This is a genomic window from Amycolatopsis halotolerans (assembly GCF_042647905.1).
Lineage (GTDB): Bacteria > Actinomycetota > Actinomycetes > Mycobacteriales > Pseudonocardiaceae > Amycolatopsis > Amycolatopsis halotolerans.
This window is the reverse complement of the sequence record NZ_JBHRWI010000028.1, coordinates 86499-113079: the sequence shown is the minus strand read 5'-3', so window position 1 is coordinate 113079 and position 26581 is coordinate 86499. Positions and strand designations below refer to the sequence as shown.

Annotated in this window: 22 protein-coding genes and 1 pseudogene; 17 read left to right on the top strand and 6 right to left on the bottom strand. The window is 69.5% G+C overall.

The window, feature by feature from the left end:
• Window positions 1–329 precede the first annotated feature (329 nt).
• From sucC to ACFORO_RS24380, 3 genes are all read left to right on the top strand, one after another.
• Complete coding sequence (sucC, locus tag ACFORO_RS24390) at window positions 330–1490, top strand: ADP-forming succinate--CoA ligase subunit beta (protein ID WP_377875372.1); 1161 nt, start codon at window positions 330–332, stop codon at window positions 1488–1490.
• Between the two features lie 3 nt (window positions 1491–1493).
• The gene (sucD, locus tag ACFORO_RS24385; RefSeq protein WP_377875370.1) at window positions 1494–2378 is read left to right on the top strand and encodes a succinate--CoA ligase subunit alpha; all 885 of its coding nucleotides are present in this window, start codon (window positions 1494–1496) and stop codon (window positions 2376–2378) included.
• A 63-nt stretch (window positions 2379–2441) separates the two neighbouring features.
• The gene (locus tag ACFORO_RS24380) at window positions 2442–3296 is read left to right on the top strand and encodes a LysR family transcriptional regulator (protein ID WP_377875367.1); all 855 of its coding nucleotides are present in this window, start codon (window positions 2442–2444) and stop codon (window positions 3294–3296) included.
• 438 nt (window positions 3297–3734) lie between these two features.
• On the opposite strand, the gene ACFORO_RS24375 is transcribed toward ACFORO_RS24380, so the two are convergent.
• Window positions 3735–4376: a GntR family transcriptional regulator gene (locus tag ACFORO_RS24375; protein ID WP_377875365.1), complete on the bottom strand. Its 642-nt coding sequence runs from the start codon at window positions 4374–4376 to the stop codon at window positions 3735–3737.
• Window positions 4377–4470: 94 nt separating this feature from the next.
• Between ACFORO_RS24375 and ACFORO_RS24370 the strand changes: the two genes are divergently transcribed.
• The 3 genes from ACFORO_RS24370 to ACFORO_RS24360 all read left to right on the top strand — a co-directional run bounded on the left by ACFORO_RS24370 (window position 4471) and on the right by ACFORO_RS24360 (window position 9714).
• Complete coding sequence (locus ACFORO_RS24370; protein ID WP_377875363.1) at window positions 4471–7806, top strand: molybdopterin-dependent oxidoreductase; 3336 nt, start codon at window positions 4471–4473, stop codon at window positions 7804–7806.
• Between the two features lie 73 nt (window positions 7807–7879).
• Window positions 7880–9223, top strand: coding sequence for an NADP-specific glutamate dehydrogenase (gene gdhA, locus ACFORO_RS24365; protein ID WP_377875361.1), 1344 nt, complete (start codon window positions 7880–7882; stop codon window positions 9221–9223).
• 224 nt (window positions 9224–9447) lie between these two features.
• Complete coding sequence (locus ACFORO_RS24360; protein WP_377875359.1) at window positions 9448–9714, top strand: hypothetical protein; 267 nt, start codon at window positions 9448–9450, stop codon at window positions 9712–9714.
• A 241-nt stretch (window positions 9715–9955) separates the two neighbouring features.
• Here ACFORO_RS24360 and ACFORO_RS24355 read toward each other — a convergent pair whose 3' ends face one another.
• Window positions 9956–10177: a hypothetical protein gene (locus tag ACFORO_RS24355; RefSeq protein ID WP_377875357.1), complete on the bottom strand. Its 222-nt coding sequence runs from the start codon at window positions 10175–10177 to the stop codon at window positions 9956–9958.
• A 255-nt stretch (window positions 10178–10432) separates the two neighbouring features.
• On the opposite strand from ACFORO_RS24355, the gene ACFORO_RS24350 reads away from it, so the two are divergent.
• The 4 genes from ACFORO_RS24350 to ACFORO_RS24335 all read left to right on the top strand — a co-directional run bounded on the left by ACFORO_RS24350 (window position 10433) and on the right by ACFORO_RS24335 (window position 14126).
• A complete protein-coding gene (locus tag ACFORO_RS24350; RefSeq protein WP_377875355.1) occupies window positions 10433–11287 on the top strand; it encodes a helix-turn-helix domain-containing protein in 855 nt (284 codons plus the stop codon).
• 558 nt (window positions 11288–11845) lie between these two features.
• Window positions 11846–13111 carry an FAD-binding oxidoreductase gene (locus tag ACFORO_RS24345; protein WP_377875353.1) on the top strand — a complete coding sequence of 422 codons (1266 nt, stop codon included), beginning with the start codon at window positions 11846–11848 and terminating at the stop codon, window positions 13109–13111.
• A gap of 19 nt (window positions 13112–13130) precedes the next feature.
• The gene (locus ACFORO_RS24340) at window positions 13131–13733 is read left to right on the top strand and encodes a dihydrofolate reductase family protein (protein ID WP_377875351.1); all 603 of its coding nucleotides are present in this window, start codon (window positions 13131–13133) and stop codon (window positions 13731–13733) included.
• 12 nt (window positions 13734–13745) lie between these two features.
• Window positions 13746–14126 (top strand): PPOX class F420-dependent oxidoreductase, encoded by a 381-nt coding sequence (locus tag ACFORO_RS24335; RefSeq protein ID WP_354734790.1) that lies wholly within the window; start codon window positions 13746–13748, stop codon window positions 14124–14126.
• A 103-nt stretch (window positions 14127–14229) separates the two neighbouring features.
• On the opposite strand, the gene ACFORO_RS24330 is transcribed toward ACFORO_RS24335, so the two are convergent.
• Entirely contained in the window at window positions 14230–15153 is a 924-nt protein-coding gene (locus tag ACFORO_RS24330) for a LysR family transcriptional regulator (protein WP_377875348.1), read from the bottom strand.
• 83 nt (window positions 15154–15236) lie between these two features.
• On the opposite strand from ACFORO_RS24330, the gene ACFORO_RS24325 reads away from it, so the two are divergent.
• From ACFORO_RS24325 to ACFORO_RS24315, 3 genes are read left to right on the top strand one after another with little or no spacing between them, the layout of a single operon-like run.
• A complete protein-coding gene (locus tag ACFORO_RS24325) occupies window positions 15237–15944 on the top strand; it encodes a succinate dehydrogenase cytochrome b subunit (RefSeq protein ID WP_377875346.1) in 708 nt (235 codons plus the stop codon).
• A gap of 1 nt (window position 15945) precedes the next feature.
• A complete protein-coding gene (locus tag ACFORO_RS24320) occupies window positions 15946–17874 on the top strand; it encodes a fumarate reductase/succinate dehydrogenase flavoprotein subunit (protein ID WP_377875344.1) in 1929 nt (642 codons plus the stop codon).
• Complete coding sequence (locus ACFORO_RS24315; RefSeq protein ID WP_377875342.1) at window positions 17871–18614, top strand: succinate dehydrogenase/fumarate reductase iron-sulfur subunit; 744 nt, start codon at window positions 17871–17873, stop codon at window positions 18612–18614. Before ACFORO_RS24320 ends, ACFORO_RS24315 begins: the two co-directional genes overlap by 4 nt.
• Window positions 18615–18682: 68 nt before the next feature.
• Here the strand turns inward: ACFORO_RS24315 and ACFORO_RS24310 are convergent, their stop codons facing one another.
• Entirely contained in the window at window positions 18683–19582 is a 900-nt protein-coding gene (locus tag ACFORO_RS24310) for a DUF2382 domain-containing protein (protein WP_377875340.1), read from the bottom strand.
• A gap of 442 nt (window positions 19583–20024) precedes the next feature.
• On the opposite strand from ACFORO_RS24310, the gene erm reads away from it, so the two are divergent.
• Window positions 20025–20786, top strand: coding sequence for a 23S ribosomal RNA methyltransferase Erm (erm, locus tag ACFORO_RS24305; protein ID WP_377875338.1), 762 nt, complete (start codon window positions 20025–20027; stop codon window positions 20784–20786).
• A gap of 102 nt (window positions 20787–20888) precedes the next feature.
• A complete protein-coding gene (locus tag ACFORO_RS24300) occupies window positions 20889–22346 on the top strand; it encodes an aldehyde dehydrogenase (protein WP_377875336.1) in 1458 nt (485 codons plus the stop codon).
• Here the strand turns inward: ACFORO_RS24300 and ACFORO_RS24295 are convergent.
• Window positions 22340–22945, bottom strand: a complete 606-nt coding sequence (locus tag ACFORO_RS24295) for a TetR/AcrR family transcriptional regulator (RefSeq protein WP_377875334.1) — start codon at window positions 22943–22945, stop codon at window positions 22340–22342. The two genes, ACFORO_RS24300 and ACFORO_RS24295, sit on opposite strands and share 7 nt — an antisense overlap.
• 127 nt (window positions 22946–23072) lie before the next feature.
• On the opposite strand from ACFORO_RS24295, the pseudogene ACFORO_RS24290 reads away from it, so the two are divergent.
• Window positions 23073–24983: pseudogene (locus ACFORO_RS24290) on the top strand (primary-amine oxidase); the annotation flags it as partial.
• Between the two features lie 14 nt (window positions 24984–24997).
• Window positions 24998–25921, top strand: a complete 924-nt coding sequence (locus ACFORO_RS24285) for a LysR substrate-binding domain-containing protein (RefSeq protein ID WP_377875332.1) — start codon at window positions 24998–25000, stop codon at window positions 25919–25921.
• On the opposite strand, the gene ACFORO_RS24280 is transcribed toward ACFORO_RS24285, so the two are convergent.
• Window positions 25854–26522 carry a TetR/AcrR family transcriptional regulator gene (locus tag ACFORO_RS24280; RefSeq protein WP_377875330.1) on the bottom strand — a complete coding sequence of 223 codons (669 nt, stop codon included), beginning with the start codon at window positions 26520–26522 and terminating at the stop codon, window positions 25854–25856. The genes ACFORO_RS24285 and ACFORO_RS24280 overlap by 68 nt on opposite strands.
• Window positions 26523–26581: the final 59 nt, after the last annotated feature.

Below are 26581 nucleotides of genomic sequence, written 5' to 3'. Positions count from 1 at the left end.
ACCGTATGAGGTAGGCATTAGACTTACTCTTCGAGCCGCCCGCTGTCCAGGGGCATCCGCAGGTTTGTCCGACTGGCTTGCGGGTCGCTTCGCCACCCGATTCGGCGAGCGGTTTGCCAGCTGAATCGCCCGGTCAAGCTGCCTTGCCGGGAGCTGCCGCCACGCCCGCTCGGGCCGCGACTTCAACCCGAAACCTCAACCCGCCGTCCGCCATCCGCCTCGGCGAGGCGGCTCCGCCGAACCGGCCGATCGAGAAGCGGCCGCGACCGGCGAGCGAACCCGCCACTCACCCAACCCGACTCCCCCGCCTCCGCAAGGAAGGAATCCCGATGGATCTCTTGGAACACCAAGCGCGCGACCTCTTCGCCGCGCACGGCGTGCCGGTTCCCCGCGGCCGTGTGGCCGCCACGCCCGAAGAAGCACGGGCGGCGGCCGTCGACATCGGCGGGCCGGTTGTCGTCAAAGCCCAAGTCAAGACTGGCGGCCGAGGCAAGGCAGGCGGCGTGAAACTCGCGAACCGGCCGGATGACGCCGAGCGGATCGCCGGCGAGATCCTCGGCATGGACATCAAAGGCCACCGCGTGCACCGCGTTCTCGTGACCGAGGCGAGCGACATTGGCGACGAGTACTACGTTTCCTACCTCCTCGACCGCGCCGACCGAACCTTTCTCGCGATGGCATCGGCGGCTGGCGGAATGGATATCGAGGAAGTCGCCGAGACCCGGCCGGAAGCGCTGGTCAAAGTGCCGATCGACATCCGCGTCGGGGTCGATCTGGTGAAAGCCCGCCGGATCGCCGCGGCGGCGCGGCTTCCGGTCGAAGCGGCGAGCGTCCTGGTTCGGCTGTGGGATGTGTTCACGTCGGAGGACGCGACGCTCGTAGAGGTGAATCCGCTTGCCCGGACGCGCAGCGGGGAGATCGTCGCGCTCGACGGGAAGGTCACGCTTGACGACAACGCCGCGTTCCGGCATCCCGGGCACCAAGCGTTCGCCGACCCGGAAATCGGGGATCCGCTTGAACAGCAGGCCGCCGAGCAGGGACTCAACTACGTGAAGCTTGACGGCGACATCGGCGTGATCGGCAACGGCGCCGGGCTCGTGATGTCCACTCTGGATGTAGTGGCTGCCGCGGCGCGGGACGCGGGGGCGGCCGGACCGGCGAATTTCCTCGACATCGGCGGCGGGGCGTCGGCGGAAGTGATGTCGGCCGGGCTGGGGGTGATTCTCGGGGACCCGGCGGTGCGCAGTGTGTTCGTGAACGTCTTCGGCGGCATCACGGCGTGCGACGCGGTGGCGGACGGCATCGTGAAAGCGCTGGCGCTGCTGGGCGATCGCGCGGCGAAACCGTTGGTCGTCCGGCTCGACGGGAACAACGTCGCGGAGGGCAGGCGGATCCTCGCCGAGGCAGCGCATCCACTGGTCACGGTGGTCGCGACGATGGACGACGCCGCACGCGAAGCGGCCGGGCTCGCGACCGGGACGGAGAGCTGACCGATGGCGATTTTCCTGGACGACACCAGCCGGGTCATCGTTTCCGGCATCACCGGCTCGGAGGGCGCCAAGCACACCCGCCGGATGCTGGCCGCGGGCACGACCGTCGTGGGCGGGGTGAATCCGCGCAAGGCCGGGCAGACCGTTTCCCTTGACGGCCACGAACTGCCGGTGTTCGGCGGCGTCGCCGAGGCGATGAAGGAGACCGGTGCGGACGTAGTGGTCCTGTTCGTGCCGCCACCCTTCGTGAAGGACGCGGTGCTCGAAGCGATCGACGCCGGCATCGGTCTCGCGGTGGTGATCACCGAGGGCGTGCCGGTGCACGATTCCGCCGCGTTCTGGGCGCACGCGCGCGACAGCCGCACCCGGATCATCGGACCGAACTGCCCCGGACTCATCTCCCCCGGGCGGTCGAACGCCGGGATCATTCCCGCCGACATCACCGGTCCCGGACGGATCGGGCTGGTGTCGAAATCCGGGACGCTCACCTATCAGCTCATGCACGAGCTCCGCGGCATCGGGTTTTCCAGCTGCATCGGCATCGGCGGCGACCCGGTCATCGGCACCACGCACATCGACGCGGTCGAGGCGTTCGAAAAGGACCCGGACACCGACGTGATCGTGCTGATCGGCGAAATCGGCGGCGACGCGGAGGAGCGCGCGGCGGCTTACGTGCGCGAGCACGTGCGGAAGCCGGTCATCGGATACGTCGCCGGGTTCACCGCTCCGGAGGGCAAGACCATGGGGCACGCGGGAGCGATCGTGTCGGGATCGTCCGGGACCGCCGCGGCGAAGAAGTCGGCTCTCGAAGCGGCCGGGATCCGGGTCGGGCGCACGCCGAGCGAGACAGCACGGCTGGTTCGCGAGGTTCTCGCCGAAACCACCTGACGCTTCTCTGCGGCAGCACAGGCGTAGTACTACGACCGGAGTGGCTCGGAGCCAGGAGGACCGATGGACCTGCGGCAGCTGGAAACCGTCGTGGCAGTGGCCGAGGAAGGCGGGTTCACGGCTGCCGCGCGGCGGCTGCATACGGTGCAGTCGACTGTGTCCACAGTGGTCCGTGCGCTCGAACGGGATCTCGGCGCCGAGTTGTTCGAGCGCACCACTCATCGGGTCGCGCTTACGCCTGCGGGCAAAGCTTTTCTCCCCGCTGCGCGCGTCGCGCTGGAGGCGGCGAGCCAGGCTCGGGCGACCGTCGACCGGGCGCGCTGGCAGGTCACCGGGGAGGTTCGGATCGGCGTCATGCCCGGGGCCTGGCCGGAACCGCATCGGGCGCTGAGCGCGTTGCGCCGGGACCATCCCGGGGTGCGCGTGCTGGTGCGGACCGCGCCGCCGCACCAGCTGCGCGAGGCGGTCGTGACATCCACTGTGGACATAGTGGTCGCGGTCGCCGGCTGTGCCCCGGGCGACGGACTGGTGAGCCGTCCAGTCCGGCGAGAGGAGATGGTGCTGGTCACCGCCGCCGGGGCCGGCTCGGCGGATCGGCCAGTTTCGGCCGCCGAGGCAGCCGGCACCGCGGTGGTGGATTTCGCGCCGGGCTGGGCGATCCGGGAGGCGACCGACCGGACGTTCCAGTCAGCACGAGTGCGCCGGACCGTCGTGCACGAAGTCACCGACGCACCCTCCGCGGCCGACCTTGTGCGACACGATCTCGGCGGGTGCGTGCTGCCGGTGTCGGTCGCCGCGCAATTCCCCGACCTGACCGGCCGCCGCTTCACCCGCGGCGGTCCGACGTGGAACATCACGGCCACGCACGCCAGTGACCCCCGACCGGCAGTAGCTGCGGTCTTGCGGCATCTGACCTGAGCGCCCAGTGGGGCATCTGCAACAGCCCGACCTCGAGTATCACGGCGAGCCGCATCAGGCAGTGGTGACGGTGTTGTGGAACCTGACCAGACGCAGCGGGGCGGAACACCATCGCGACACACGCTGGCTATCAGCCGCCGGAGAGGGCAGCGATGTTGCTGCGCCTGACCAGACGACGGTTCACTCACAGCAGACCTCGAACATCGCGGCACCCCACGCTGGCAACCCGCGTCCAGAGATGGCGGCTTCGCAACGCCCGACCTCATCAAGTCCACGCTGCTTCACTTGCAGACACGAGGCCGCGCCCGGCAATCCCGGCTTCGCATCGTCAAGCCCAGGCCCGGCGTTAAGCGATCCGTCCCAATACAACGCCCCTGCAACCCGACGACACCCGTATCCGGCCGCCTTGGCGACCCAACGACGTCCGGCAAACCCGGCTCAGCCAGAAGCCCAATCCGCCCGAATGTGCTTCAGATGCGCCCGCACCTGCCCCTCCAACCGGCCCCAATCCCGCGCCGCCACCGTCGCCAGTATCTCGCGGTGTTCCCGGGCCGAATCGGTCAACCGACCGTGCTCGGCGAGTTTTTCCAAGCCGTACAAGCGTGTCTGGTCGCGCAGGTTCGCGATGGCGTCCGTCAGGCGTCCGTTTCCCGCCAGGGACAGCAAGTCCAGATGGAACCGGCGGTCGGCCTCCAGGAAGCGCGCGACATCGCCGTCCCCAGCCGCAGCCTCGATCTCGGCGGCCAGGCCGTCCAACCGGGCGAGGTCGTCAGGGCCTGCGGCTGCGGCGGCGGACAGCGTCGCGGGGACCTCGAGCAGCAGCCGCATCTCGTAGATTTCGTCCAGGTCGCGTTCGGTCATCGCGACGACCCGGTAGCCGCGATTGCGGACCGGTTCCAGGAGGCCCTGGTTGACCAGGGTCAGCAGTGCCTCGCGCACCGGGCTGCTCGACACGCCCAGGCGCGTCGCGAGGGCAGCGGCCGAATAGATGTCGCCGGGGCGCAGTTCGCCGGACACCATCGCTTGCCGCACCACTTCGAGCACTTGTTCGCGCAGGTTCGTGCGCTGCAGCTGCGTCAACGGGGCGCTCCTCCGCTCTCGCGGGCTTGACTTCACCCGCTCCTGTCCCGCATCGTACAGGAGTAACCGGTAGCCGGTTACTAAGGAGTAACTTATGCCCGAGGTCCGAGGTTACTGCACGTTGTGCCGGTCGCGTTGCGGCGCGATCTACACGATCGAGAACGGCTCGCTGCGCGGCGTCCGGCCGGATTCCGCGCATCCGACCGGGGCCGCGCTGTGTCCGAAGGGCCGGGCCGCGCCTGAACTGGTGCACTCCCCCGAACGGCTGCGTCGGCCGTTGCGCCGCACGACGCCGAAGTCCGATCCGGATCCGAAGTGGCGCGAGATCAGCTGGGACGAGGCGCTTTCCGAGATCGCCGGGCGGCTCGGCGACATCCGCGCGGCCAGCGGGGCGGAGGCGGTCGCGTTTTCGGTCACCTCCCCCAGCGGCACGCCGATGTCCGACTCGATCGACTGGGTCGAGCGGTTCATCCGGCTCTTCGGCAGCCCCAACACGCTGTACTCGACCGAGATTTGCAACTGGCACAAGGATTTCGCGCACGCGTTCACCTTCGGTTCGGGATTGCCCGCCCCTGATTACGCGGGTACGGAGTTCGCGGTGCTGTGGGGGCATAATCCGGCCAAGGCGTGGCTTGCGCAGTCCGCCGCGCTGGCGGGAGCGCGGACGCCGAAGCTGGCGGTTGTCGATCCGCGGCGGACTGCCAGCGCGGTGCAGGCCGAGCATTGGCTCCGGGTCCGGCCAGGTACCGACGGTGCGCTCGCGCTCGGGGTCGCGCGGACGTTGCTCGAGCGTCGCGGGCATGACGAAGCGTTCGTGCGGTCGTGGACGAACGCTCCATTGCTGGTCCGCGTCGACACTGGCCGGTTTTTGCGGGCAGCGGAGATTGATCCCGCGGCGGCCGGTTTTGCGGTATGGGACGAAGCGGCTGGTCAAGCTGAGCCGTACGACCCGGATTATCCAGCAGGCGGGCCGGAAAGGTTTGCGCTGTACGGAAAGCGCCGCGTGCGCACGGTGGCCGGTTCGGTCGACTGTGTTCCCGCGTTCGAGCATTACGCGCAGGCCTGTGCCGCGTGGCCGCTCGACCGGACCGAGGCGGTGACGACCGTCGAGGGCGCGGCGATCGAAGCGTTCGCGGCAGATCTCGCCGAGGCGAAGTCCGTGACGTACGCGGCTTGGTCGGGCGTCGGCCAGCACGCGAACGCGACGCAGACCGAGCGCGCGATCGCCACCCTCTACGCGCTCACCGGCAGTTACGACTCCCCTGGCGGCAACGTCGTTCTGCCGAAACTGCCGGTCGCGCCCGTCACGTCGCCGGATCAGCTCGCGCCTGAGCAGCGCGCGAAAGCACTTGGCATTCAGGAGTTTCCGCTCGGACCGCCAGCACAGGGCTGGGTGACTGCGCGCGACTTTTGCCGGGCGGTGCTCGATGGGGAGCCCTATCCGGTCCGGGCATTGGTGTCGTTCGGCGGGAATCTTCTGCTGTCGCAACCGGACCCCCGGCGGACTGCGGAAGCGTTGCGGCGCTTGGAGTTCGCGGTTCATCTCGACTTGTTCGAGAACCCGACCGCGCGGTTCGCCGACCTTCTGCTGCCGGTCCAGACGCCGTGGGAGCACGAGGCGGTCAAGGCGGGTTTCGAAATCACGCGGGCGGCGCAGGAACACGTGCAGCTTCGGCCGCGGATGACGGATCCGATCGGCGAGTCGCGTTCGGACACTGAGGTCGTGTTCGAGCTGGCCGAGCGACTCGGGCTGGGCGCGGAGTTTTTCGACGGCCGCATCGAGGACGGCTGGGACCATCAGCTGGCACCGCTCGGCCTCACCGCTGCGGAGTTGCGCGAGCGGCCCGGCGGCGTCGATCTGCCGTTGCGGACTGAGTACCGCAAATACGCCCAGTGCGCGGAAAATGGCGCGGTGACTGGGTTTTCGACGCCGACTCGGAGAGTCGAGCTGTATTCCGAGCAACTCGCCGAGCATGGCCAGCCCGCCGTCCCGAATGCGGATCCGTCCGCGCCGGATCCCCGGCGCCCGCTGGTGCTGACGTGCGCGAAGAACGGGTACTTCTGCCACAGCCAGCATCGCGGGATTTCGTCGCTGCGCAAGCGTTCTCCCGAACCGGCCGTCGACCTGAGCGCGGAACTCGCCGCCGAGCGCGGAATCGAGGACGGGCAATGGGTCCGGATCACGACCGCCGCCGCGGACGTCCGGATGCGGGCGCGGATCGACCCCGCGCTGCATCGCGACGTGGTCGTGGCGGAGTACGGCTGGTGGCAGCCGGCGCCCGACCTCGCGCTGCCCGGTTCGGATCCGCTCGAGGACGGCGGGACCAACTACAACCTGCTGGTCGGCGACGACGCCCATGACCCGGTGAGCGGATCGGTCCCGTTGCGCTCGACATTCTGCGACATCCAGCCCGACGAGGCGGAGCCGTGGACCGGGCAGCGGGAGTTCGTGGTCGAGCGCGCGGAGTTCGAGACCGAGGACATCCGGTCGGTGCACCTCAAGCCGGTCGACGGCCGCGCGGTGCCGGAGTTCCGCGCCGGGCAGCACATCACGGTCGCCTGGCCGGACGCACCTGGGCTGGCCCGCAGCTATTCGCTTACCGGGTCCGCTCAAGTGCCGGACGACGGGTACGCGATCGCGGTGCGGCGGGTGTCGGGCGGGCAGTTCTCGCCAGCCGTGCACGACCGGGTTCAGCCGGGGACTCGCTTGCTGGTCACGGCTCCGTCCGGCGGGTTCGCGCTGCCGACTGTCCATTCGCGACCGATCGTGCTGCTGGCCGCCGGGATCGGGATCACGCCGTTCCTGAGCTATCTGGAGACCCTCGACCCGGCGTCGGCACCGGAGATCGTGCTGCACCACGGGAGCCGCGACCGGTCTCGGCACGCGTTCCGCGAGCGCATCGCCGGGCTGGCGGGCCGCCTGCCCACCGTCCAGATCGTGGACCACTACAGTCGTCCTGGTCCGGAGGAGCACTGCGATTTCACCGGCCGGGTGACCGCTGACCGGATCGACGCCGGCCTGATCCGGCGGCGCGCCCGGTTCTACTTGTGCGGTCCCGAAAGCATGCTGGACGAACTCACCGCGGACCTGGTGGGGCGGGGCGTGCCGCGCTTCGACATCTTCACCGAGAAGTTCCACGCCGCGGCCGCACCGGTCCAGATCCCGGACGGCGCCACGGCCACCGTGCGGTTCGCGCGGTCCGGCCGCGAGGTCACCTGGCGGGCGGGCGACGGGGACCTGCTGCGGTTCGCCGAGGCTTCCGGGGTCGCGCTGCCCAGCGGATGCCGGCTCGGGCAGTGCGAAAGCTGCGCGGTGCCGGTGCTCGACGGAACGGTCGCGCACCTGGTCGCGATCGCCGACGATCTGCCCGCTGACCAGTGCCTTGCCTGCCAGGCGGTACCCACTGCCGACGTAGTGCTCGACGCGTGAGCCTGGTCACCCCCTAACCTCGCAAACCCCGTCGGGGGTGCGAAATCCGGCACTCGGACGGCATCATCGGCAGATGGCACTCGAGAGGACATCGCGCGAAGTGTACGAGGACATCGTCCGGAAGAACCCGGCCGAGCCGGAGTTCCACCAGGCCGTGTTCGAAGTGCTCGAAGCGATCCGGCCCGCGCTGCAGCGGGACCCGGACCTGCGCGACGCGGCGATGCTGGAGCGCCTGTGCGAACCGGAGCGGCAGGTGATGTTCCGGGTGGTCTGGACCGACGACGCGGGCGCGGTGCACGTCAACCGCGGTTTCCGGGTCGGGTTCAGCTCGGCGCTCGGGCCGTACAAGGGCGGGCTGCGCTTCCGCGGCGACGTCACGCTCGGGACGGTCAAGTTCCTCGCCTTCGAGCAGATCTTCAAGAACGCGCTCACCGGCCTCGGCATCGGCGCGGGCAAGGGCGGGTCCGACTTCGACCCGGCCGGCCGCAGCGACGGCGAGATCATGCGGTTCTGCCAGGCGTTCATGACCGAACTGGTCCGGCACATCGGCCCGGACACCGACGTCCCGGCGGGCGACATCGGCGTCGGCGGGCGCGAGATCGGCTACCTGTTCGGCCAGTACAAGCGGCTCACCAACCGCTATGACGCGGGCACGATCACCGGCAAGAACCCCTTGCTGGGCGGCATCCCGGCGCGTCCGGAGGCCACCGGATACGGGACTGTGTACTTCCTCGAAGCGATGCTCGGCGCGCGCGACGACTCGTTCTCCGGCCGCACCGCGGTGGTGTCCGGTTCGGGCAACGTCGCCTACCACGCGATCGCGAAACTCCAGGAACTCGGCGCGCGGCCGATCGTGTGCTCGGATTCCGGCGGCTACATCCACGATCCTCGCGGGATCGACCTGGAAGTGCTGCACGACTTGAAGGTCGCGCGGCGCGGGCGGCTTTCGGAGTACGTCGATCTTGTACCGTCGGCGAAGTACGTCACCGACGGCACGCCGTGGGATGTGCCGTGCGACCTCGCGCTTCCGTGCGCGACGCAGAACGAGCTGGACGAGCAGTCCGCGTTGCGGCTGGTGAAGAACAACGTCCGCGCGGTCGCCGAGGGCGCGAACATGCCGTGCACGCCTGGTTCGCTGCAGGTGTTCCGCGAGGCCGGGGTCGCGGTCGGACCCGGCAAGGCCGCTAATGCGGGCGGGGTCGCGGTGTCGGCGCTGGAGATGCAGCAGAACGCGGCGCGCGAGCGGTGGACGTTCGAGCGCACCGACCGGACGCTGCGCGAGATCATGACCGACATCCACCGGACTTGCGTCGAAACCGCCGACGAGCACGGGGTCGCCGGGGACTACGTGAGCGGGGCGAATATCGCGGGGTTCCGGAAGGTGGTCGCGGCGATGGATGCCTGCGGGTACATCTGAGGCGGGTCTGGCGGGTCTACGGTCTTCGTTCGGCAGAATTTTGTATGCAGTATTTAGTCGCTGGTGTGCCGGTCGGCTGAATGGTGCCTGTGGTTCACAGTGGACAGGATTCTCCGCGGTCCGGGTTCGGGGGCGGTCGCGTGGCGGGGTCTATTCCGGAACAGATGACGACGCCCGTGACAGGGTTGGTGTCGACGCCCGTGCCGGGGTCAGCGTCGGGGCAGATGCTGGAGCAGATGCCAGCGACGGGGCGTATGCCGATACCAGTGCCGGGGCCGATACCAGCGATGGCGCCGGTGTCGATGCAGGTGCCCGGCACCGATGCCCGCGCCGATGCCGATGCCGGTGCCGGTGCCGGTGCCGGTGTCGGTGTCGCAGCTGGTGACAGTGCCGCGACCGGTGACAGTGTCGTGCCGCTGCAAGTGTCGATGCCGGTGCCGATACCGGTGCGGGTGCCTGGCACCGATGCCGATGCAGGGCCCCGGTGCTGATGCAGGTGCCCGGCACCGGTCCGGTGTCGATGCAGGGCCTGGTGCCGATGCCGGGACGGTCGCGGGGCCGTGACGATGCCCGGGCAGTTGCGTCCCGGGCGCGGACTTTCCCGGCGCAGCAGCGGGACTGTGGCTGGCCCGCTGCTGAGGCCGTCGCGTCCCGGTGCCGGATTCGCCGGTCGGCAGGGAAAACCCGGGCCCCACGCCCTCGAGCGTCAGGGCGAGAGCGCCGGGCAGTTGGTTACCGTGCGGAGGAGAAAGTCACCACCACATAAAGGAAAAGCAGCAACCCGGCAACGCCGAAGACAGCCGCGACCGCGCTGCGCACCCAGGTGACCAGGCCGGTGGCGGTGCGCTGCCGGTAGCTGTTGAAGCGCGCGTGGGTCTGGCTGGCTCTGTCCAGCAGCCCTCCCACGAAAAGACCCGCGCCCAGGACAAGCAGAATGATGAGCAACGTCGGCATGACCGGGCGCCTCCTTCGGTAGCACGCTGTTTCCCAGCTTTAGACAGCGAGAATCCCGGGCCGGACGTCTGACGACTACGGGAGAAGGTCTTCCGGTCCAGGGACTTGTGACCCGGTGCCCGCGGGCGAACGACCACTGCGGCGACACATTCCCGAACTGCGTTCTCGCGGGGAAAAGCATTTCCGGGCGAGAGAAGGGGTCGACAATCCCCGCCGGTGCTTGACGCGCCTCCGGCGGGACGCTTCGGTACGGGGATGAACGCGTATGTGGAGCGTCCGCCGGTGCCGGGACTGGCGGGAGTCGTGCGCACGGTGTGGATCCAGCGCACCGGGGACGCGCCGTACGTGCAGCGGCATCTGCCGACCGGCGGTGTCGAGATCCACTTCCCGGTCGGTGGGCGTCCGCAGTTGCTCGGGCCGTTGACCGGGCCGCGGATCGAGGTCATTCCGGCGCACACGACCGTCGTCGGGGTGCGGTTCCGGCCCGGGGCCGCGCCTCCCCTGCCTGCCGGGCTCGACGAGCTGGCCGACCAGCACCTCGGACTGGCCGACCTGTGGGGCCGGACCGCGGACCGGCTCGTGGAGGCGGTGGCCGCCGCCGCGACGCCGGAGCTCGGGCTGGCCGCGCTGCAGGCGCACCTCGTGCGGGAGTTCTGCCGGACTGGCGGGCTAGACCCGCTGGTCGCGGAAGCGGTGCAGGTGCTCATGCCGTGGGACCCGGTCGGCGTCGACGCGGTTGCCGCGCACCTCGCGCTCTCTGCGAGCCAGCTGCGCCGACGGTGTCTGCAGGCGGTCGGGATGAGCCCGAAGGTGCTCCAGCGGACGTTGCGGTTCCAAGGATTTCTCGCGCTGGCCCAGGCCGGTGCGACCGCGTCCGGGCGGCGGGGCGCGGACGGGATGGCGAGCCTCGCGGTCGACGCCGGCTATGCCGACCAGGCTCATCTCAGCCGCGAATGTCTTCGGCTGACCGGGGTGACACCGAGGCAGCTGCTCGGGGGCGATCTTGACCGGTGCGCTTGCGGGCATGATCATTCCGCTTCGTACGCGCCGTTTTTGGCGACCCGGAGGCGTTCTCCGGTGCATGGCGGGGTTTCCGCGCGGTGGGGATGAGTGCCGAGGGGACTCCAACGGACCATGCGGTTCCCAAGTTTCGCGCCCGGGCCCGTCCGGGGCCGCGCAGACACGATCAACCTGCCATTCCCCTCCGTCCAGCTGCGCTCTCCGGAGCGGGCGGTGTCTCCAGGCGGGAATGAATCCCGAAGGGACCCCGGCAGCCGAGGCGACTTCCCGGGGGTCACGCACTGGCCCACTCGGGGAGCGGCACCATCAACCCGCCACCCCGATGCGGGCGTGTCTCCGCGCGGCCGGAATGAGTCCCGAGGGGACTCCGGACGAAGCGACGCCCGAGGGTTCACGCGCTGGCGCACCCCGGAGTGCGCGGGCACGATCAACCCGCCATCCCCCACGCGCGCGACGCGGTGCCTCCGCCCGGCGGGAACGAGTCCCGAGGAGACTCCGGCGGACGATGCAGCTTCAGGGCTTCCTCGCTCTGGCCCACCCCGGCGCGCTTGGCGGGCACGACGGCCGCTCGGAGCCGTCCGGCCCTGAGCGCCTCCCGTGCGCGTTTTGTTCAAGAACGGCGGCCTCGAACTCCGTAGCGTCGGCTCCGTGATCGACCTGACCGCGCTTGACATCCTCTCCCCCGGTTCGCCGGGTTACGAGGCCAGCCCGAAATCTCGGCTGGTCGTTCGTTGTCATTCGGTCTCGAACGTCGTTCAGGTCATGGCCTACGCGGCCGAGACCGGCCAGCGCATGGTGCCGCGTGGTGGTGGGCATTGTTTCGTGGACCGGTGCCCAGTCGACGGGATCGTGGTGGATCTGTCCGGGATGGACCGGATCGCGGTCGACGAGAATGACGTGGCGACGATCGGCGCTGGTGCCCGGCTGGGGGCGGTGTACGCGGCGTTGCACGGGTGCGGCCGGACGATTCCGGCTGGGTGCGGCGACACCGTCGGCATCGCGGGGCTGACGCTCGGCGGCGGGATCGGGCTCCTCGGCCGCCAGTACGGGCTGACTTGCGATCGGCTCGTCGGCGCGCAGGTGGTGCTCGCGGACCGGAGCGTCGTGGAGTGCGACGAGCACCGGGACTCTGACCTGTTCTGGGCGTTGCGAGGTGCGGGCGGCGGGCAGTTCGGCATCGTCACGGAGTTGCGGTTCGCGACTGTGCCGGAGCCGTCGGTCTGCCGGATCGACGGGCGCTGGAGCGAGCCGGGCAAGCTGATCGAGGGGCGCTGGACGGAGTCGAGCAAGCTGATCGAGGCGTGGCAGGACTGGGCACCCGACGCGCCTGACGGGATGACGGTGAATCTCCATGTCCAAGCCGGACACGCGAGGCTTTTCGGCGTCTCCACCCTGCCGCCAGCGCAGACCCGGGAGTTGCTCAGGGAGTTCACCGCGCGGGCCGGTGTTCTGTATGCAATAGACATCCGACTGGATGTTCCCTACAGCATGGTGAAGCCGACATTCAGCGCGATCGGACCGGCCGCGACGAGCCGGGGTCGGTCGGAGTTCTTCGCTAGAGCGATGTCGGAGTGCACTGTGGGCGAGCTTCTGAAGGGGCTCACCGGCAATCGGCGGCTGGCGTTCACGGCGATGGGCGGGGCGTACAACCGGGTCGCGGAGGCGGCGACCGCGTTTGCTCATCGGGGTGAGCGGTTTTTGCTGGAGCAGGTCGGCGACCCGGGCGATCCGTGGGTGGACGAGGCGTGGCACCAGGCGCACGAGGAGGGGTCCGGCCGGGTGTATCCGAATTTTCCCGATCTCGCGCTCGAGGATCCAGCCCAGGCGTATCACGCGGGCAACTTCCCCAGGCTCGCGGCGCTCAAGAAAAGCTACGACCCGCATCGGGTTTTCGACTTTCCCCAAGCCCTGTAAGCGACTATTAAGGATCGTCATGACCACAGTGTTCAGCGCCCTCTCCGTCTCGGTCGACGGCTACATCAGCGGCCGCCTCCCGGAGGGGGCCGACGAGGTCGGGAGCGGGCTCGGCGACGCGGGAGCGCTGTTCGACTGGTACTTCACCGGCGACACGCCCAGCAAAGTCCTCGACGGATTTACCCTGTCTGAGCCCAGCGCGCGGGTTTTCGACAAACTCGCCGCGAGGGTCGGGGCGTCGGTGGTCGGGCACGCGACTTACGACCATTCAAGCCACTTCGGCGGTAGTGGTCCGCATCCGACGGCTCCGTTGTTCGTGGTCAGCCACCAGCCGGTGCCGGAGCTGAGCGCGGCGCAGACTCAGGCGACCAGCGTCGAAGAGGCCGTCGCCGGGGCGCGGGCAGCGGCGGGTGACAAGGACGTCGCGCTCATGGGCGGGGTTCTGGTCACCGAGGCGATCAAGGCCGGGCTGGTCGACGAAGTCGTCCTCCACCAGGTGCCGATCCTGCTCGGCGGCGGGCGGAGCTTCTTCGGCGAGCTGCCCGAGCACGTCCAGCTCAGGCTGGTCGAGGCCGTCCCGGCGCCCGGCGTCACCCATCTTCACTACGAAATCCTCCGCTGAAAGGAAACCCCCATGCTCAACCCCGATGTCCGCCGCATCCTCGACGGCACCCCGATCGCCCACCTCGCCACAGTCCTCCCGGACGGATCGCCGCACGTCGTCCCGGTGTGGATCGGCACGCACGGCGACCGGATCGTCTTCCTCACCGGCCCGGACAGCCGCAAGGCCCGCAACCTCCGCCGCGACCCCCGCGTGGCGATTTCCCTTACGCCGCCGGACAATCCGTTCGAGCCGGTCACCATCCGCGGCCGGGTGACCGAATGGATCGAGGGCGACCCGGCGTGGGAGATCGTCGACGCGGTGGCCAAGAAGTACATCGGGCAGCCGTACACGCGGGAGCAGGTGCGCGTGGTCGGCCTGATCGAACCGGAGCGGCAGTCGGTCGGGATGTAGCCAGAAAGCTACCGACACGGCCAGGTCCCGCGACTCAAGGCGGTTCGGGCGTTCGGTGAGCGCACCGCAGGCGCAACGGTTGATCGACCTGGTGCTGGGCTGATCACCCGCCGACGAGGGGACGCGTGCCGGGCGGCAATTGCGCGACGCCGCCGCCCAGGTACCGCACCACCGCCTCCTGCAGCGCCCGCACGGCGCGCGGCTGCTCGACGTCCCGCCGGTACGCCAGCCGCACCACGCGGCTCAGCCCGGGTTCGGTGAACCGCGTGCGGCGGAACCGCTCCCCGACCACGGTGCTCGGCACCACCGCCAAGCCGAGCCCGGCCTGGACCAGCTCCAGCACCGCGTCCATCTCGCCGCCTTCGATCGCGAAGAGCGGGTCGAACCCCTCGGCGCGACACGCGGCCACGGTCGCCTCGCGCAGGTCGTAGCCCTGCCGGAACATCACCAGCGGCCGGTCCCGCAGCGCGGCGATCGGCATCCGGCCGCGCACCGGGGCGGGCGCCTCCTTCGGCGAGATCACCACGAGGTCTTCGACGAACAGCGCGCGGCTCTCCAGCCGGGAATCGTCGTGGACGCGGCTGTCCACGATCATCGCCAGGTCCAAGCCGCCTTCCGACAGCGCGGTCTGCAGGTCGCGCGACCCGCTTTCGTGCAGCACCAGCTCGATGCCCGGGTAGTCCTGGCGGAACGCGGCCAGCATCACCGGCAGCAGGCCGGTGCACAGGCTCGGGGTCGCGCCGAGCCGCACCCGCCCGCGGCCCAGTTCGTCCAGTTCGCGGATCGCCCGGTACGCGGTCTCCGTTTCGGCGAGGATCCGGCGCGCGATCGGCAGCAGCGTCTCCCCCGCCTCGGTGAGCGTGACGTTCCCGCGGATCCGGTGGAACAGCCCCGCGCCGACATCCCGTTCCAGCGCGCGAATCTGCTGCGACAGTGAGGGCTGCGCCACACGCATGCGTTCGGCGGCGCGGGTGAAATGCCGCGTCTCGGCCACTGCCAGGAAATACGCCAGCTGCTGGAACTGCATGCAAGCCAGCATAGGCGTTGCCTTTCGTGTCGAGAGAAATCATGTGTTTGCCCTCTCGTCAGAGCCGACTTACCGTCGGTTCCGTGGCACTCGCACCCGCTCCGCCCCGCCGTCGCCCGGCGCTCGTGACGTTCTGGCGTTCGACCATCGGCAAGAAGGCCGTCATGGCCGTCACCGGGCTGATGTTCGTCGCGTTCCTGTTCGTGCACATGGCCGGGAACCTGAAGGTCTTCCTGGGACCGCGGCATTTCGACGACTACGCGGCCTGGCTGCGCACCATCGGCGAACCGGTGCTGCAGAACGCCTGGTACCTCTCGATCCAGCGGACCGTGCTCCTGATCGCGCTGGTGCTGCACGTGGTCGCGGCGGTGCAACTGTCCAAACGGGACCGTCAAGCGCGCCCGGTGAAGTACGCGCACGGCCAGCGGCGCAAGGCCAGTTTCGCGACGCACACCATGCGCTGGGGCGGCGCGACGCTCGCGCTCTACATCGTGTGGCACATCCTGGACCTCACCGTCGGCGTGGCCAACCAGGACTTCCGCGACGGCCAGCCGTACCACAACATCGTCGCGGACTTCCAGGTCTGGTGGGTCAACCTGATCTACATCGTCGCGCTGCTGATGCTCGGCCTGCACATCAACCACGGCTTCTGGAGCGCGGCGCAGACCCTCGGCATCACCAGCACAACCCGCGACCGGGCGCTGAAAACCGTGGGCTCCGTGCTCGCCGTCGTGATCACCGGCGGCTTCCTGATCGTGCCGATCGCCGTGATGGCGGGATGGGTGGCCTGACATGAGCGACTACACGCTCGGCGAGCCGATCGCCGACACCCGGGCGCCGGACGGCCCGATCGAGGCCCGCTGGGACAGCCGCCGCTTCGGCGCGAAGCTGGTCAACCCGGCCAACCGGCGGCGGCACCGGATCATCGTGGTCGGCACCGGTCTCGCGGGTGCGTCCGCCGGGGCGACACTCGCCGAACAGGGCTACCACGTGGTCCAGTTCTGCTTCCAGGACTCGCCGCGGCGCGCGCACTCGGTCGCCGCGCAGGGCGGCATCAACGCCGCGAAGAACTACCGCAACGACGGCGATTCGGTCTACCGGCTCTTCTACGACACAGTGAAAGGCGGCGACTTCCGGTCCCGGGAGTCCAATGTGTACCGGCTGGCGCAGGTGTCCGCGCAGATCATCGACCAGGCGGTGGCGCAAGGCGTGCCGTTCGCCCGGGAGTACGGCGGGCTGCTCGACACCCGCTCGTTCGGCGGCGTCCAGGTGCAGCGCACGTTCTACGCGCGCGGCCAGACCGGACAGCAACTGCTGCTCGGCGCGTACCAGGCGCTGGCGCGGCAGATCGACGCGGGCGGCGTGGAAATGCACCCGCGGACGGAGATGCTGGACCTGATCGTGTCCGACGGCAAGGCGCGCGGGATCGTCGCGCGGGACCTGGTGACCGGCGAGGTGACCACGCATCTCGCGGACGCCGTCGTGCTCGCGACCGGCGGCTACGGCAACGTCTTTTACTTGTCCACCAACGCGAAGGGCTCCAACACCACCGCGATCTGGCGGGCGCACAAACGCGGCGCGTACTTCGCGAACCCGTGCTTCACGCAGATCCACCCGACCTGCATCCCCCGGTCCGGCGAACACCAGTCGAAGCTGACGCTGATGAGCGAATCGCTGCGCAACGACGGCCGGATCTGGGTCCCGAAGCGGCCGCGCGACCCCCGTCCGCCGCAAGACATCCCGGAGGACGAGCGGGATTACTACCTCGAGCGGATGTACCCGAGCTTCGGCAACCTGGTCCCGCGCGACATCGCTTCGCGGGCGGCGAAGAACGTCTGCGACGCCGGGTTCGGCGTCGGTCCCGGCGGGCTCGGCGTGTACCTCGACTTCGCGGACGCGATCGAGCGGTTGGGCCGTCCGGCGGTGGAAGCCAAGTACGGCAACCTTTTCGACATGTACGAGCGGATCACCGCGGAGAACCCGTACCAGGTCCCGATGCGGATCTACCCGGCGATCCACTACACGATGGGCGGCCTGTGGGTCGACTACGACCTGCAGAGCACCGTGCCCGGCCTGTTCGTGATCGGCGAGGCGAACTTCTCCGACCACGGCGCGAACCGGCTCGGCGCGTCCGCGCTGATGCAAGGCCTCGCCGACGGCTATTTCGTGCTCCCGGCCACCCTCAACGACTACATCGCCCGCGGCAGCTTCCCCGCGCTCGACCCGGCGGATCCGGAGGTCGCGCAAGCGGAAACCGCCGTCCGCGACCGGCTCGAACGGCTGCTGTCGGTGCGCGGCACCCGCAGCGTGGACTCGTTCCACCGCGAGCTGGGCCACCTCATGTGGGACCACTGCGGGATGTCCCGCTCCGCCGAGGGCCTGCGGAAAGCACTCGACCGGATTCCGGAATTGCGGGCGGAATTCTGGCGCGACGTCCGCGTCCCCGGCACCGGGGCGGAGCTGAACCAGGAACTGGAGAAGGCCGGTCGCGTCGCGGACTTCCTCGAGCTCGCCGAACTGCTGCTGCTCGACGCCCTGGTGCGCGAGGAGTCGTGCGGCGGCCATTTCCGCGAGGAACACCAGACCGAAGACGGCGAGGCCCAGCGCGACGACGAGCGGTTCTCGTACGTCTCGGCCTGGGAGTACGGCGAGAAGCCGGTGCTGCACCAGGAGATCCTGAACTTCGAGCACGTCCACCCCACCCAGCGGAGCTACACGTGAAACTCACCCTGCGGGTCTGGCGCCAGTCCGGTCCGGACGACGACGGCAGGCTGGTCGAATACCCCGTCGGCGACGCCAGCCCGGACATGTCCTTCCTGGAACTGCTCGACGTCCTCAACCAGCACCTCATCGAGGACGGCGCCCAGCCGATCGCCTTCGACCACGACTGCCGCGAGGGCATCTGCGGCTCGTGCGGCGTGGTGATCAACGGCCGCGCGCACGGCCCGGAACGCACCACGACCTGCCAGCTGCACCTGCGGTCCTTCCGCGACGGCGACGTGCTGGACGTGGAACCGTGGCGCGCCAAGGGTTTCCCGGTGATCAAGGACCTGGTGGTGGACCGCTCGGCGTTCGACCGGATCATCGAGGCGGGCGGCTACGTCACCGCCCCGACCGGCAGCGCGCCCGAAGCGCACGCGACGCCGGTGCCCAAGCCGGACGCGGACCTCGCGTTCGACAACGCGACCTGCATCGGCTGCGGCGCGTGCGTGGCGGCCTGCCCGAACGGGTCGGCGATGCTGTTCACCTCGGCGAAGGTGGCGCACCTGAACTCGCTGCCGCAGGGCCAGCCGGAACGCGCCCAGCGGGTGCTGGACATGGTGGAGACCATGGACGCGGCGGACTTCGGCGGCTGCACGAACACCGGCGAATGCGTCGCCTCGTGTCCCAAGGGGATTCCGCTGACGAGCATCGCGAACCTCAACCGCGAGTTCATGAAAGCCAGCCGCTCGCGGCGGTAGCCGAGAAGTCCGTGAGGGGAACCCTGAGGGACTCTGATTCCCTCGGGGTTCCCTTCACGGACCTCGCGTCAGGACTTCTTGCCCCGCCCGCTGTCGTCGTCGATGTCGATCCGCTCCTTGCGGACCTTCCCCTGCACGGTCTGTTCCTCAGTCACCTGCTCGGTGCCGAGACGCACCCGCTCAACCGGGACGGTTTCCTTCTGCACCACGGGCTTCTCGGCGTGCAGGACGACGTCCTGCTCCGCCTCGCCGATTTCGGTCTTGCCCGCGGCCTTGGCGTCGGTGATCGGCTCCCGCTCGACGCGCACTTCCTCGTGCGTGACCGGCACCGTCACCTGCTCTTCTTCGGTCACCACGTATTTGCGCAGCCGGACGTGGCCGGTTTCGACCTCCTCGGTGCCGACCCTCAGCCGCTCCTCCGAGCGCACCACGTCGCCGGGGTCGGTCGTCTCGTGGCGGCCGCCCTTGGCCGCGGCGGTGTCGTGACCGGTCGCGTGTTCCTTGCCTGCGGCGCCGCCTCCCGCCGCGTCGCGCCCTCGGCCAGCGGCACCGCCCGCCGCACCGCCAGCGGCCATACCGCCAGCCATGCCGCCCGCCGCCATGTCGCGCCCGGTGTTCCGGCCGCCACTGACGTTTTCGCCGTTCCCGGCCCGCGGAGCCGGCAAGCCGTAGTACTTGTACAGCTCGACGCTTTCCTTTTCGGACAGGTGGCCTTCGGCGTCGATGCGCGGCGCGTCGGACACCTGGTCCTTCGCCACCTGCACGTGCAAGCCGTCGTTCTCCAGGCCAGCACCCGACAGCGGCACGAAGCTCTCCTTCTGGCCGAACAGCCCGGTTTTCACCGTCACCCACTCCGGCCGCCGCGTGTCGTCGGCGAGATAGACCGTGCCGACCTTGCCGATTTTGCTGCCCGAATTGTCCATCACGGTGCTGTCGACGAGATCTTTCGGCTGCATTGCGCGTACCATGGATCCACTCCATTTCCCCGAATCGGATTTCGTTCTCGGGTCCCCACTCTCCGGCTGGTCACAGAGCCGCGCAAGCTTCGTACCCCTCAGCCGAGCGACCCCGTTTCGTGTCAGTTTGCGACCCCGATTCACCGGGTACTTCCGTCGCAAGAGGACCGTTCTGGACCCGGTCCGGCGGAATGGGAGAAGAATTTCCCGGCCGCCGGATCAGGAAAGGCTGCGGCGTATTTTTTGGAGTGCTGCCGGAAAACCCGGATGCGTCCGGACGCACCAGTCGGCTAGGCTCCCGCCCATGGGTGCCGCTTTCGCCGCGTACGCATTGACACGCCTGCGCAACGCCTGAGCGCCGGAAGCACACCGCTCCGTCGCGCTCTCCCGTTGTCCGTCCGGGCCGCCTTTCCTGGCACCCGGGTCGCTTCCTCATGCGCGGAGTCCGCACCCCATGTCTGCCCAGCCCTTCGGCGGACGGCACGAGCTCGGCCAGAACTTCCTGGCCGACCCCGCCGTCATCGCCGCTGTCTGCACCGCCGCCGCCCGCACGAACGGTCCCCTCGTGGAACTCGCCGCGGGCGACGGCGCATTGACCGTCCCGCTCAGCCGCACCGGCCGCCCGCTGACCGCGGTCGAACTCGATCCCCGCCGCGCCCGCCGCCTGGCGCTGCGGACCGGGGAGAACGTCGAGGTCGTCCACGGCGACCTGCTCCGGCACCGGCTGCCCGAGGTCCCGCACACCGTCGTCGGCAATCTTCCCTTCCACCTGACCACCGCGACCCTGCGCCGGCTGTTCCGGCAGCGGCACTGGGAACTCGCGGTGCTGCTGGTGCAATGGGAAGTCGCCCGCCGCCGCGCCGGAATCGGCGGCGCGTCCCAGATGACCGCCGCCTGGTGGCCGTGGTTCGAGTTCGCCGTGCCCGCGCGGGTCCCGGCGCACGCGTTCCGGCCGCGCCCGGCCGTGGACGGCGGAATCCTCGTGATCACCCGCCGCCCGCACCCGCTGGTCGCCGAGCAGGCGGATTACCAGGAGTTCGTCCGCGAAGTCTTCACCGGACGCGGCCGCGGATTGGGCGGGATCCTGCCTCGTACCGGCCGCCTCAGCGTCCGCGCGGCACGGACTTGGCTTGCCCGGCAAAGGCTGTCCCCGCAAGCGCTCCCCCGCGATCTGACCGCCGAACAGTGGGCCTCCCTGTGGAACCTGGCGCAGTGACCCTGCATCGATCCGCCAGATGCAGCGCAGCGAAAAGCTCTGCTTTCGCGGACCACTGCGGCTGGCGATAGTGAACGGAAGCGACGAGAGGCGGTTCCGAGCATGAACCACGGCGACTGGGTGCGCGAGGCCGCGCAGCTGCAGCCCCGTACGGCGGCCTTTGTGGACGGTGATTGGCTCAATGCCAAGTCCGGCAAGACTTTCGCCGACGTCAACCCGGCCACCGGGCACCCAGTCGCGCACGTGGCCGAAGGCGGCCGAGACGAGATCGACGCCGCGGTCACGGCCGCGCGCCGAGCGTTCGAGGACGGCCGCTGGTCCCGGCTCGCCGCGACCGAACGCAAGAGGCGCCTGCTGAAACTGGCCGACCTCATCGGTGCGCACGGACCGGAACTGGCGCTCTGCGACACCCTCGACGCAGGCCGTCCGATCTCCGACACGTTCGGCCAGGACGTGCCCGCGACCACCGAGTGTTTCGCCTGGTACGCCGAAGCTCTCGACAAGCGCTACGACGAGGTCGCACCCACCCCTCCGGGCAACTTCGCCGCGATCCGGCGGGTGCCGCTCGGAGTGGTGGGTGCGGTCGTGCCGTGGAATTTCCCGCTCGACATCGCCGGGTGGAAGCTCGCCCCGGCGCTGGCCGCGGGCAACAGCGTGGTCCTCAAGCCCGCCGAGCAATCCCCGCTGTCCGCGCTGCGGTTGGCGGAATTGGCTGCGGAGGCCGGAATTCCGGACGGGGTGCTCAACGTCGTGCCGGGCTTCGGCGAGACCGCGGGCCAGGCGCTCGGGCGGCATCCGGACGTCGACGTGCTCGCCTTCACCGGATCGACGCCGGTCGGCGGGCTGTTCCTGCGCTACGCCGGGGAGTCGAATCTCAAGCAGGTCTGGCTCGAATGCGGCGGCAAGAGCCCGGTCGTCGTGTTCGCAGACGCGGACCTCGACGCCGCGGCAGACCTGGTCGCCTTCGGTTTCTGCGCGAACTCCGGCCAGGTCTGCTCGGCCACCACCCGGCTGCTCGTCCAAGCGCCGGTCGCCGACGAATTCCTCTCCCGGCTGCGCGAAAAGGCCGCCGCGTGGGTGCCCGGGGATCCGCTGGACCCGGCCACGAAACTGGGCCCGATGATCGACGAGGCGGCAGCTGTCCGAGTGCTGGCCTCGGTCGAAGCCAGCAGCGGAACCGTCGTCACGGGCGGCACCCGTCGAGGTGCGTTCCTGGACCCGACCATCGTCACCGACCTGGCCGCCGACGACTCGCTCGTCACCGAGGAGCTGTTCGGACCGGTCCTCACAACGCAGCCCTTCGAGTCCGAAGCGGACGCGATCCGGCTGGCGAACGACACCCCGTACGGCCTCGCCGCGTCAGTCTGGACTCGCGACCTCGCCCGCGCACACCGCGTCTCCGACGGAATCCACGCCGGGACCGTCTCGGTGAACACAGTGGACGCGCTCAGCACCGCGACCCCGTTCGGCGGCTTCAAGCAGTCCGGCTTCGGCCGCGACCTCTCCCTGCACTCGTTCGACAAGTACACCGGCCTCAAGACGGTCTGGACGGCCTACTGACCGAGGTCCCGCCCGGTTTCCGCGGCCAGATATCCCAGCACCAGCGCCCGCACCCTGGCCGCGGACAAGCTGGTGTTGCGCCCGGCGAGGTGCAGACCGTACGCGTCCTCCAGTGCCACCGCGTTCGCCGCGATGTCCGCCGCTGGCGACCGCAACTGAAACGCGCCTGTGTCCCGCCCGTGCGCCAGTGCCGCCGAGTACAGCGACACCTCGCGGTCCCAGAGCGCCGTCATCAGCACCGCGTGCGCCGGATTGCGCGCCGCGTGGACGTGCATTTCGTACAGCACCCGGCTCAGCGGATCCCCCTCCCCGGCCGGGAGCCCCGCGTCGACCAGCCGCACGAGCCGCCGGGCCGGGTCGTCCTCCGCCTCCGCCGCGCGCGCTCGCGCCCAGTAGAACCGGTCGACCGCGTCGCGGTGCAGCTCGAACAGCAGGTCGTCGAGGTCCGGGTAGTAGTAGCTGACCGAGCCCGCCGACAGCCCGGCCTCCTCGGCGACGTCGCGCACGCGGAGGCCGGCCAGCCCGCGGGTCCGGATCGCGCGCCCGGCCGCCGCCACCAACTCGTCGCGCCGCCGCTCCTGGTCCTTGGGTCGTGCCACGTCCAGGATTATTGATGACGTGCATCGAAAAACCCAGCACGGGTTCCGGGGAACACACCCCCGTAAGGGCCTTGCCAGGCAGACTGCCACGACGCATTCTTTGCGATAGACCGCAAAGAATGAGGAGACGCGCATGGCCCACCCCCTCTCGCGCCTGACCGAAGACGAGGTCGCCCGCAACCGCGCGCTGCTGGTCGGCGCCGGGATCGCGACCGAGAGCACCCGGTTCGCGCTCGTCTCGCTGCTCGAACCGGCGAAAGCGGCGGTGCTCGCCTGGCGGCCGGGCGACCCGGTGGACCGGCGCGTCCGTTCGCTGCTGCTGGACCGGCAGACCGGTGCCGTGCGCGAGGTGGTCGTGTCGCTGACCAGCGGCGAGGTCGTGGCCGACCGGGCGGTGGACGTCGTGGCCGAGGGGCAGCCGCCGATCCTGCACGAGGAGTTCGACCTGGTCGAGAAGATCCTCTGGGAGGACGAGGCGTGGAATGCGGCCATGCGCCGCCGCGGCATCGACGAACCGCGTTCGGTCCGGATCTCCGCGCTGAGCGCCGGGTGCTTCGACATCCCCGGCGAAACCGGGCTCCGGCTCGTGCGCTGCCTGGCGTTCCTGCAGCTGAACAAGGACGACAACCTCTGGGCGCACCCGATCGACGGCGTCGTGGCCTACGTCGACCTGATCGCCGGCCGCGTGCACGACCTCATCGACGACGGTCCGGCCGAAATCCCGCGCACCGCCTACGACTACCACCTCGACGGCCCGACGCGAGACACCCAGAAACCCATCGTGATCACCCAGCCCGAGGGCCCGAGCTTCACCGTGGACGGCGATGTCGTCACGTGGGAGAAGTGGCAGTTCCGGGTCGGCTTCAACGCGGTCGAAGGCCTTACCCTGCACCAAATCGGCTTCCAGGACGGCGACCGGCTCCGTCCGGTGGTCTACCGTGCTTCGGTGGCCGAGATGGTCGTTCCTTACGGCGATCCGAGCCCGGTCCGGTTCTGGCAGAACTACTTCGACGCGGGCGAGTATTCGCTGGGCAAGGAAGCCAACTCGCTCACCCTGGGTTGTGATTGCCTCGGCGAGATCCGCTACTTCGACGCGGTCCTGCACGACGACGACGGCCAGCCGCACACCGTCACGAACGCGATCTGCATGCACGAGGAAGACGCTGGCGTGCTGTGGAAGCACACTGACCACTACAACGGGAGTGTCTCGACCCGTCGGCAGCGGCGGCTGGTCATCTCGTTCTTCGTCACGGTCGGGAATTACGACTACGGCTTCTACTGGTACCTCTACCTCGACGGCACCATCGAACTCGAGTGCAAGGCCACCGGCATCGTCTTCACGTCGGCCTTCCCGGCTGAGGACCAGGAGTATCCGTGGGCCGCCGAAATCGCCCCGGGCATCGGCGCGCCGTTCCACCAGCACCTGTTCTCCGCGCGGCTGGACATGATGGTCGACGGCCCCGCCAACGCCGTCGACGAGATCGACGCGCAGCGCGTCCCGATCGGCCCGGACAACCCGTACGGCAACGCCTTCACCCGCAAGATCACCAGGCTGGCCAAGGAGTCCGACGCCGCCCGGCTCGCCGACGGCAACCTCGGCCGCACCTGGCGGATCAGCAACCCGGAGTCGCGCAACGCGCTCGGCAAACCCGTCGGCTACACGCTCCATCCGGAGGGCCTGCCGCCGCTGCTCGCCGACGACGCGTCATCGATCGCCCGCCGCGCCGCCTTCACCCGCAAGCACCTGTGGGTCACCGCGTACGCCGAGGACGAGCGTTTCCCGGCGGGCGAGTACGTCAACCAGAACGACGGCAAGACCGGCATCGACACCTGGGTCCAGGCCGACCGCGACCTCGACGGCGCCGACCTCGTCGTCTGGCACACCTTCGGCCTCACGCATTACCCGCGCACCGAGGACTGGCCGATCATGCCCGTCGACCACACCGGATTCACCCTGAAGCCGAGCGGATTCTTCGACGCCAACCCGGCGCTGGACACGCCCGCGCCGAAACCGCGGCATCCGGATTGCTGTCACTGAGGCAGGATGTCGGCATGAGCGAGCCCTCCTTCACCCTCGTGCAGCTGCGCTACTTCGAGGCGGCGGCGCGGCACTTGAGCATGACCGCCGCGTCGAAGGAGCTGATGGTGTCGCAGTCGGCTGTTTCGACGGCGATCGCGCAGCTGGAGAAAGAAATGGGCGTGCAGTTCCTGCTGCGCCACCACGCCCGCGGGCTCAGCCTGACCACCGCCGGCGAGGAGTTCTACAAGCGCGTACTGGATTTCCTGGCGCACGGCGCGGAGCTGGTCGAGACGGCACGGCAATCCGGCACCGATCTGGTCGGCACGCTGACCGTCGGCTGCTTCACCACGCTCGCGCCGTTCCGCCTGCCGAGCCTGCTGGCCGAGTTCGAGGCCCGGCATCCGCGCGTCCACGTGTCGCTGCGCGAGGGCGAGCACAAGGCGCTCAAGAGTGCCTTGCGGGCGGGTGAGACCGAGCTGGCGATGCTGTACGGGTACGACCTCGACGACGACATCGACCGCGAGGTGGTCGGCACGGCCGCGCCGTACGCGCTCGTTTCCGAGGACCACCGGCTTGCTCGGCGGAAGAGCCGCAAGGTGTCGCTGCGGGAGCTGGCCGAGGAGCCGATGGTGCTGCTCGATCTGCCGCACAGCAGGGAGTATCTGCAGTCGATCCTCAGCGACGCAGGGGTGGCGCCGCAGGTTCGGCATCGGACCAGTGGTTACGAGACTGTGCGGGCGCTGGTGGCTTCCGGGCACGGGTTCGCGTTGCTCAACCAGCGTCCGCCTGCTGACACGACTTATGCGGGGGCGAGTGTGGTGCCGCTTGCGCTGACGGATGAGGTTCCGTCGTTGGAGATCGTCCTGGTCGCCATGCGCGGGGTGCGGCTCACTCGGCGGGCGCAGGAGTTCCGGGAGTTGTGCCGCGTGCTGTACTCCGCCCCGGGAACTCGCTGACCCGGCGGCACAACAGCCGTTCCAGCGCACGGCGCGCGCGGGCCGGGGCCTGGCGGTCGCCGTGCAGCTGCAGGAAATGGTTGAGCGCCAACATGATCGCGACGATCTCGTAGAGCAGCTGGTCGATGTCCGTGTCCGCGGGCAGTTCGTCCAGGCTCACCGCACGCCAGATGTTGACGCGCAGCTCCCGCTGCCAGAACGCGCTCATCCTGACGACGGCGTCGCGCACCGGTCCGTCCCGGCCGTCGAACTCGGCCGCCGCCGCGGTGAAGAAGCAGCCGCCGGGCAGCAGTTCGCGTTCCAGGTAGGAAATCCATGCCTCGCAGGCCGCGCGGAGGTACGGCAGGCCGCGCGGCACCCCGCGGGCGTGTTCGGGCACCTCGCGGACGAACAGCTCGGCCGCGGCCTCGACGACCGCGAGCTGCAGGCTCTCCTTGGTGCCGAAATGCCCGATCACGCCTGCCTTGCTCATCCCCAGCTCGGCGGCGAGCCGCCCGATGGTCAGTCCCTCCAAGCCCTCCGCGGAGGCGGTCGCCAGGCCGAGGTCGAGGATGCGCTGCCGGGTCGAGCGCGACTCGGCCACGGACTTCCGGGGACTCATGGGATCACTATAGATTACGAACGATCGGTCGCTATAGTGCGATCAGACCTTGAGGAGGG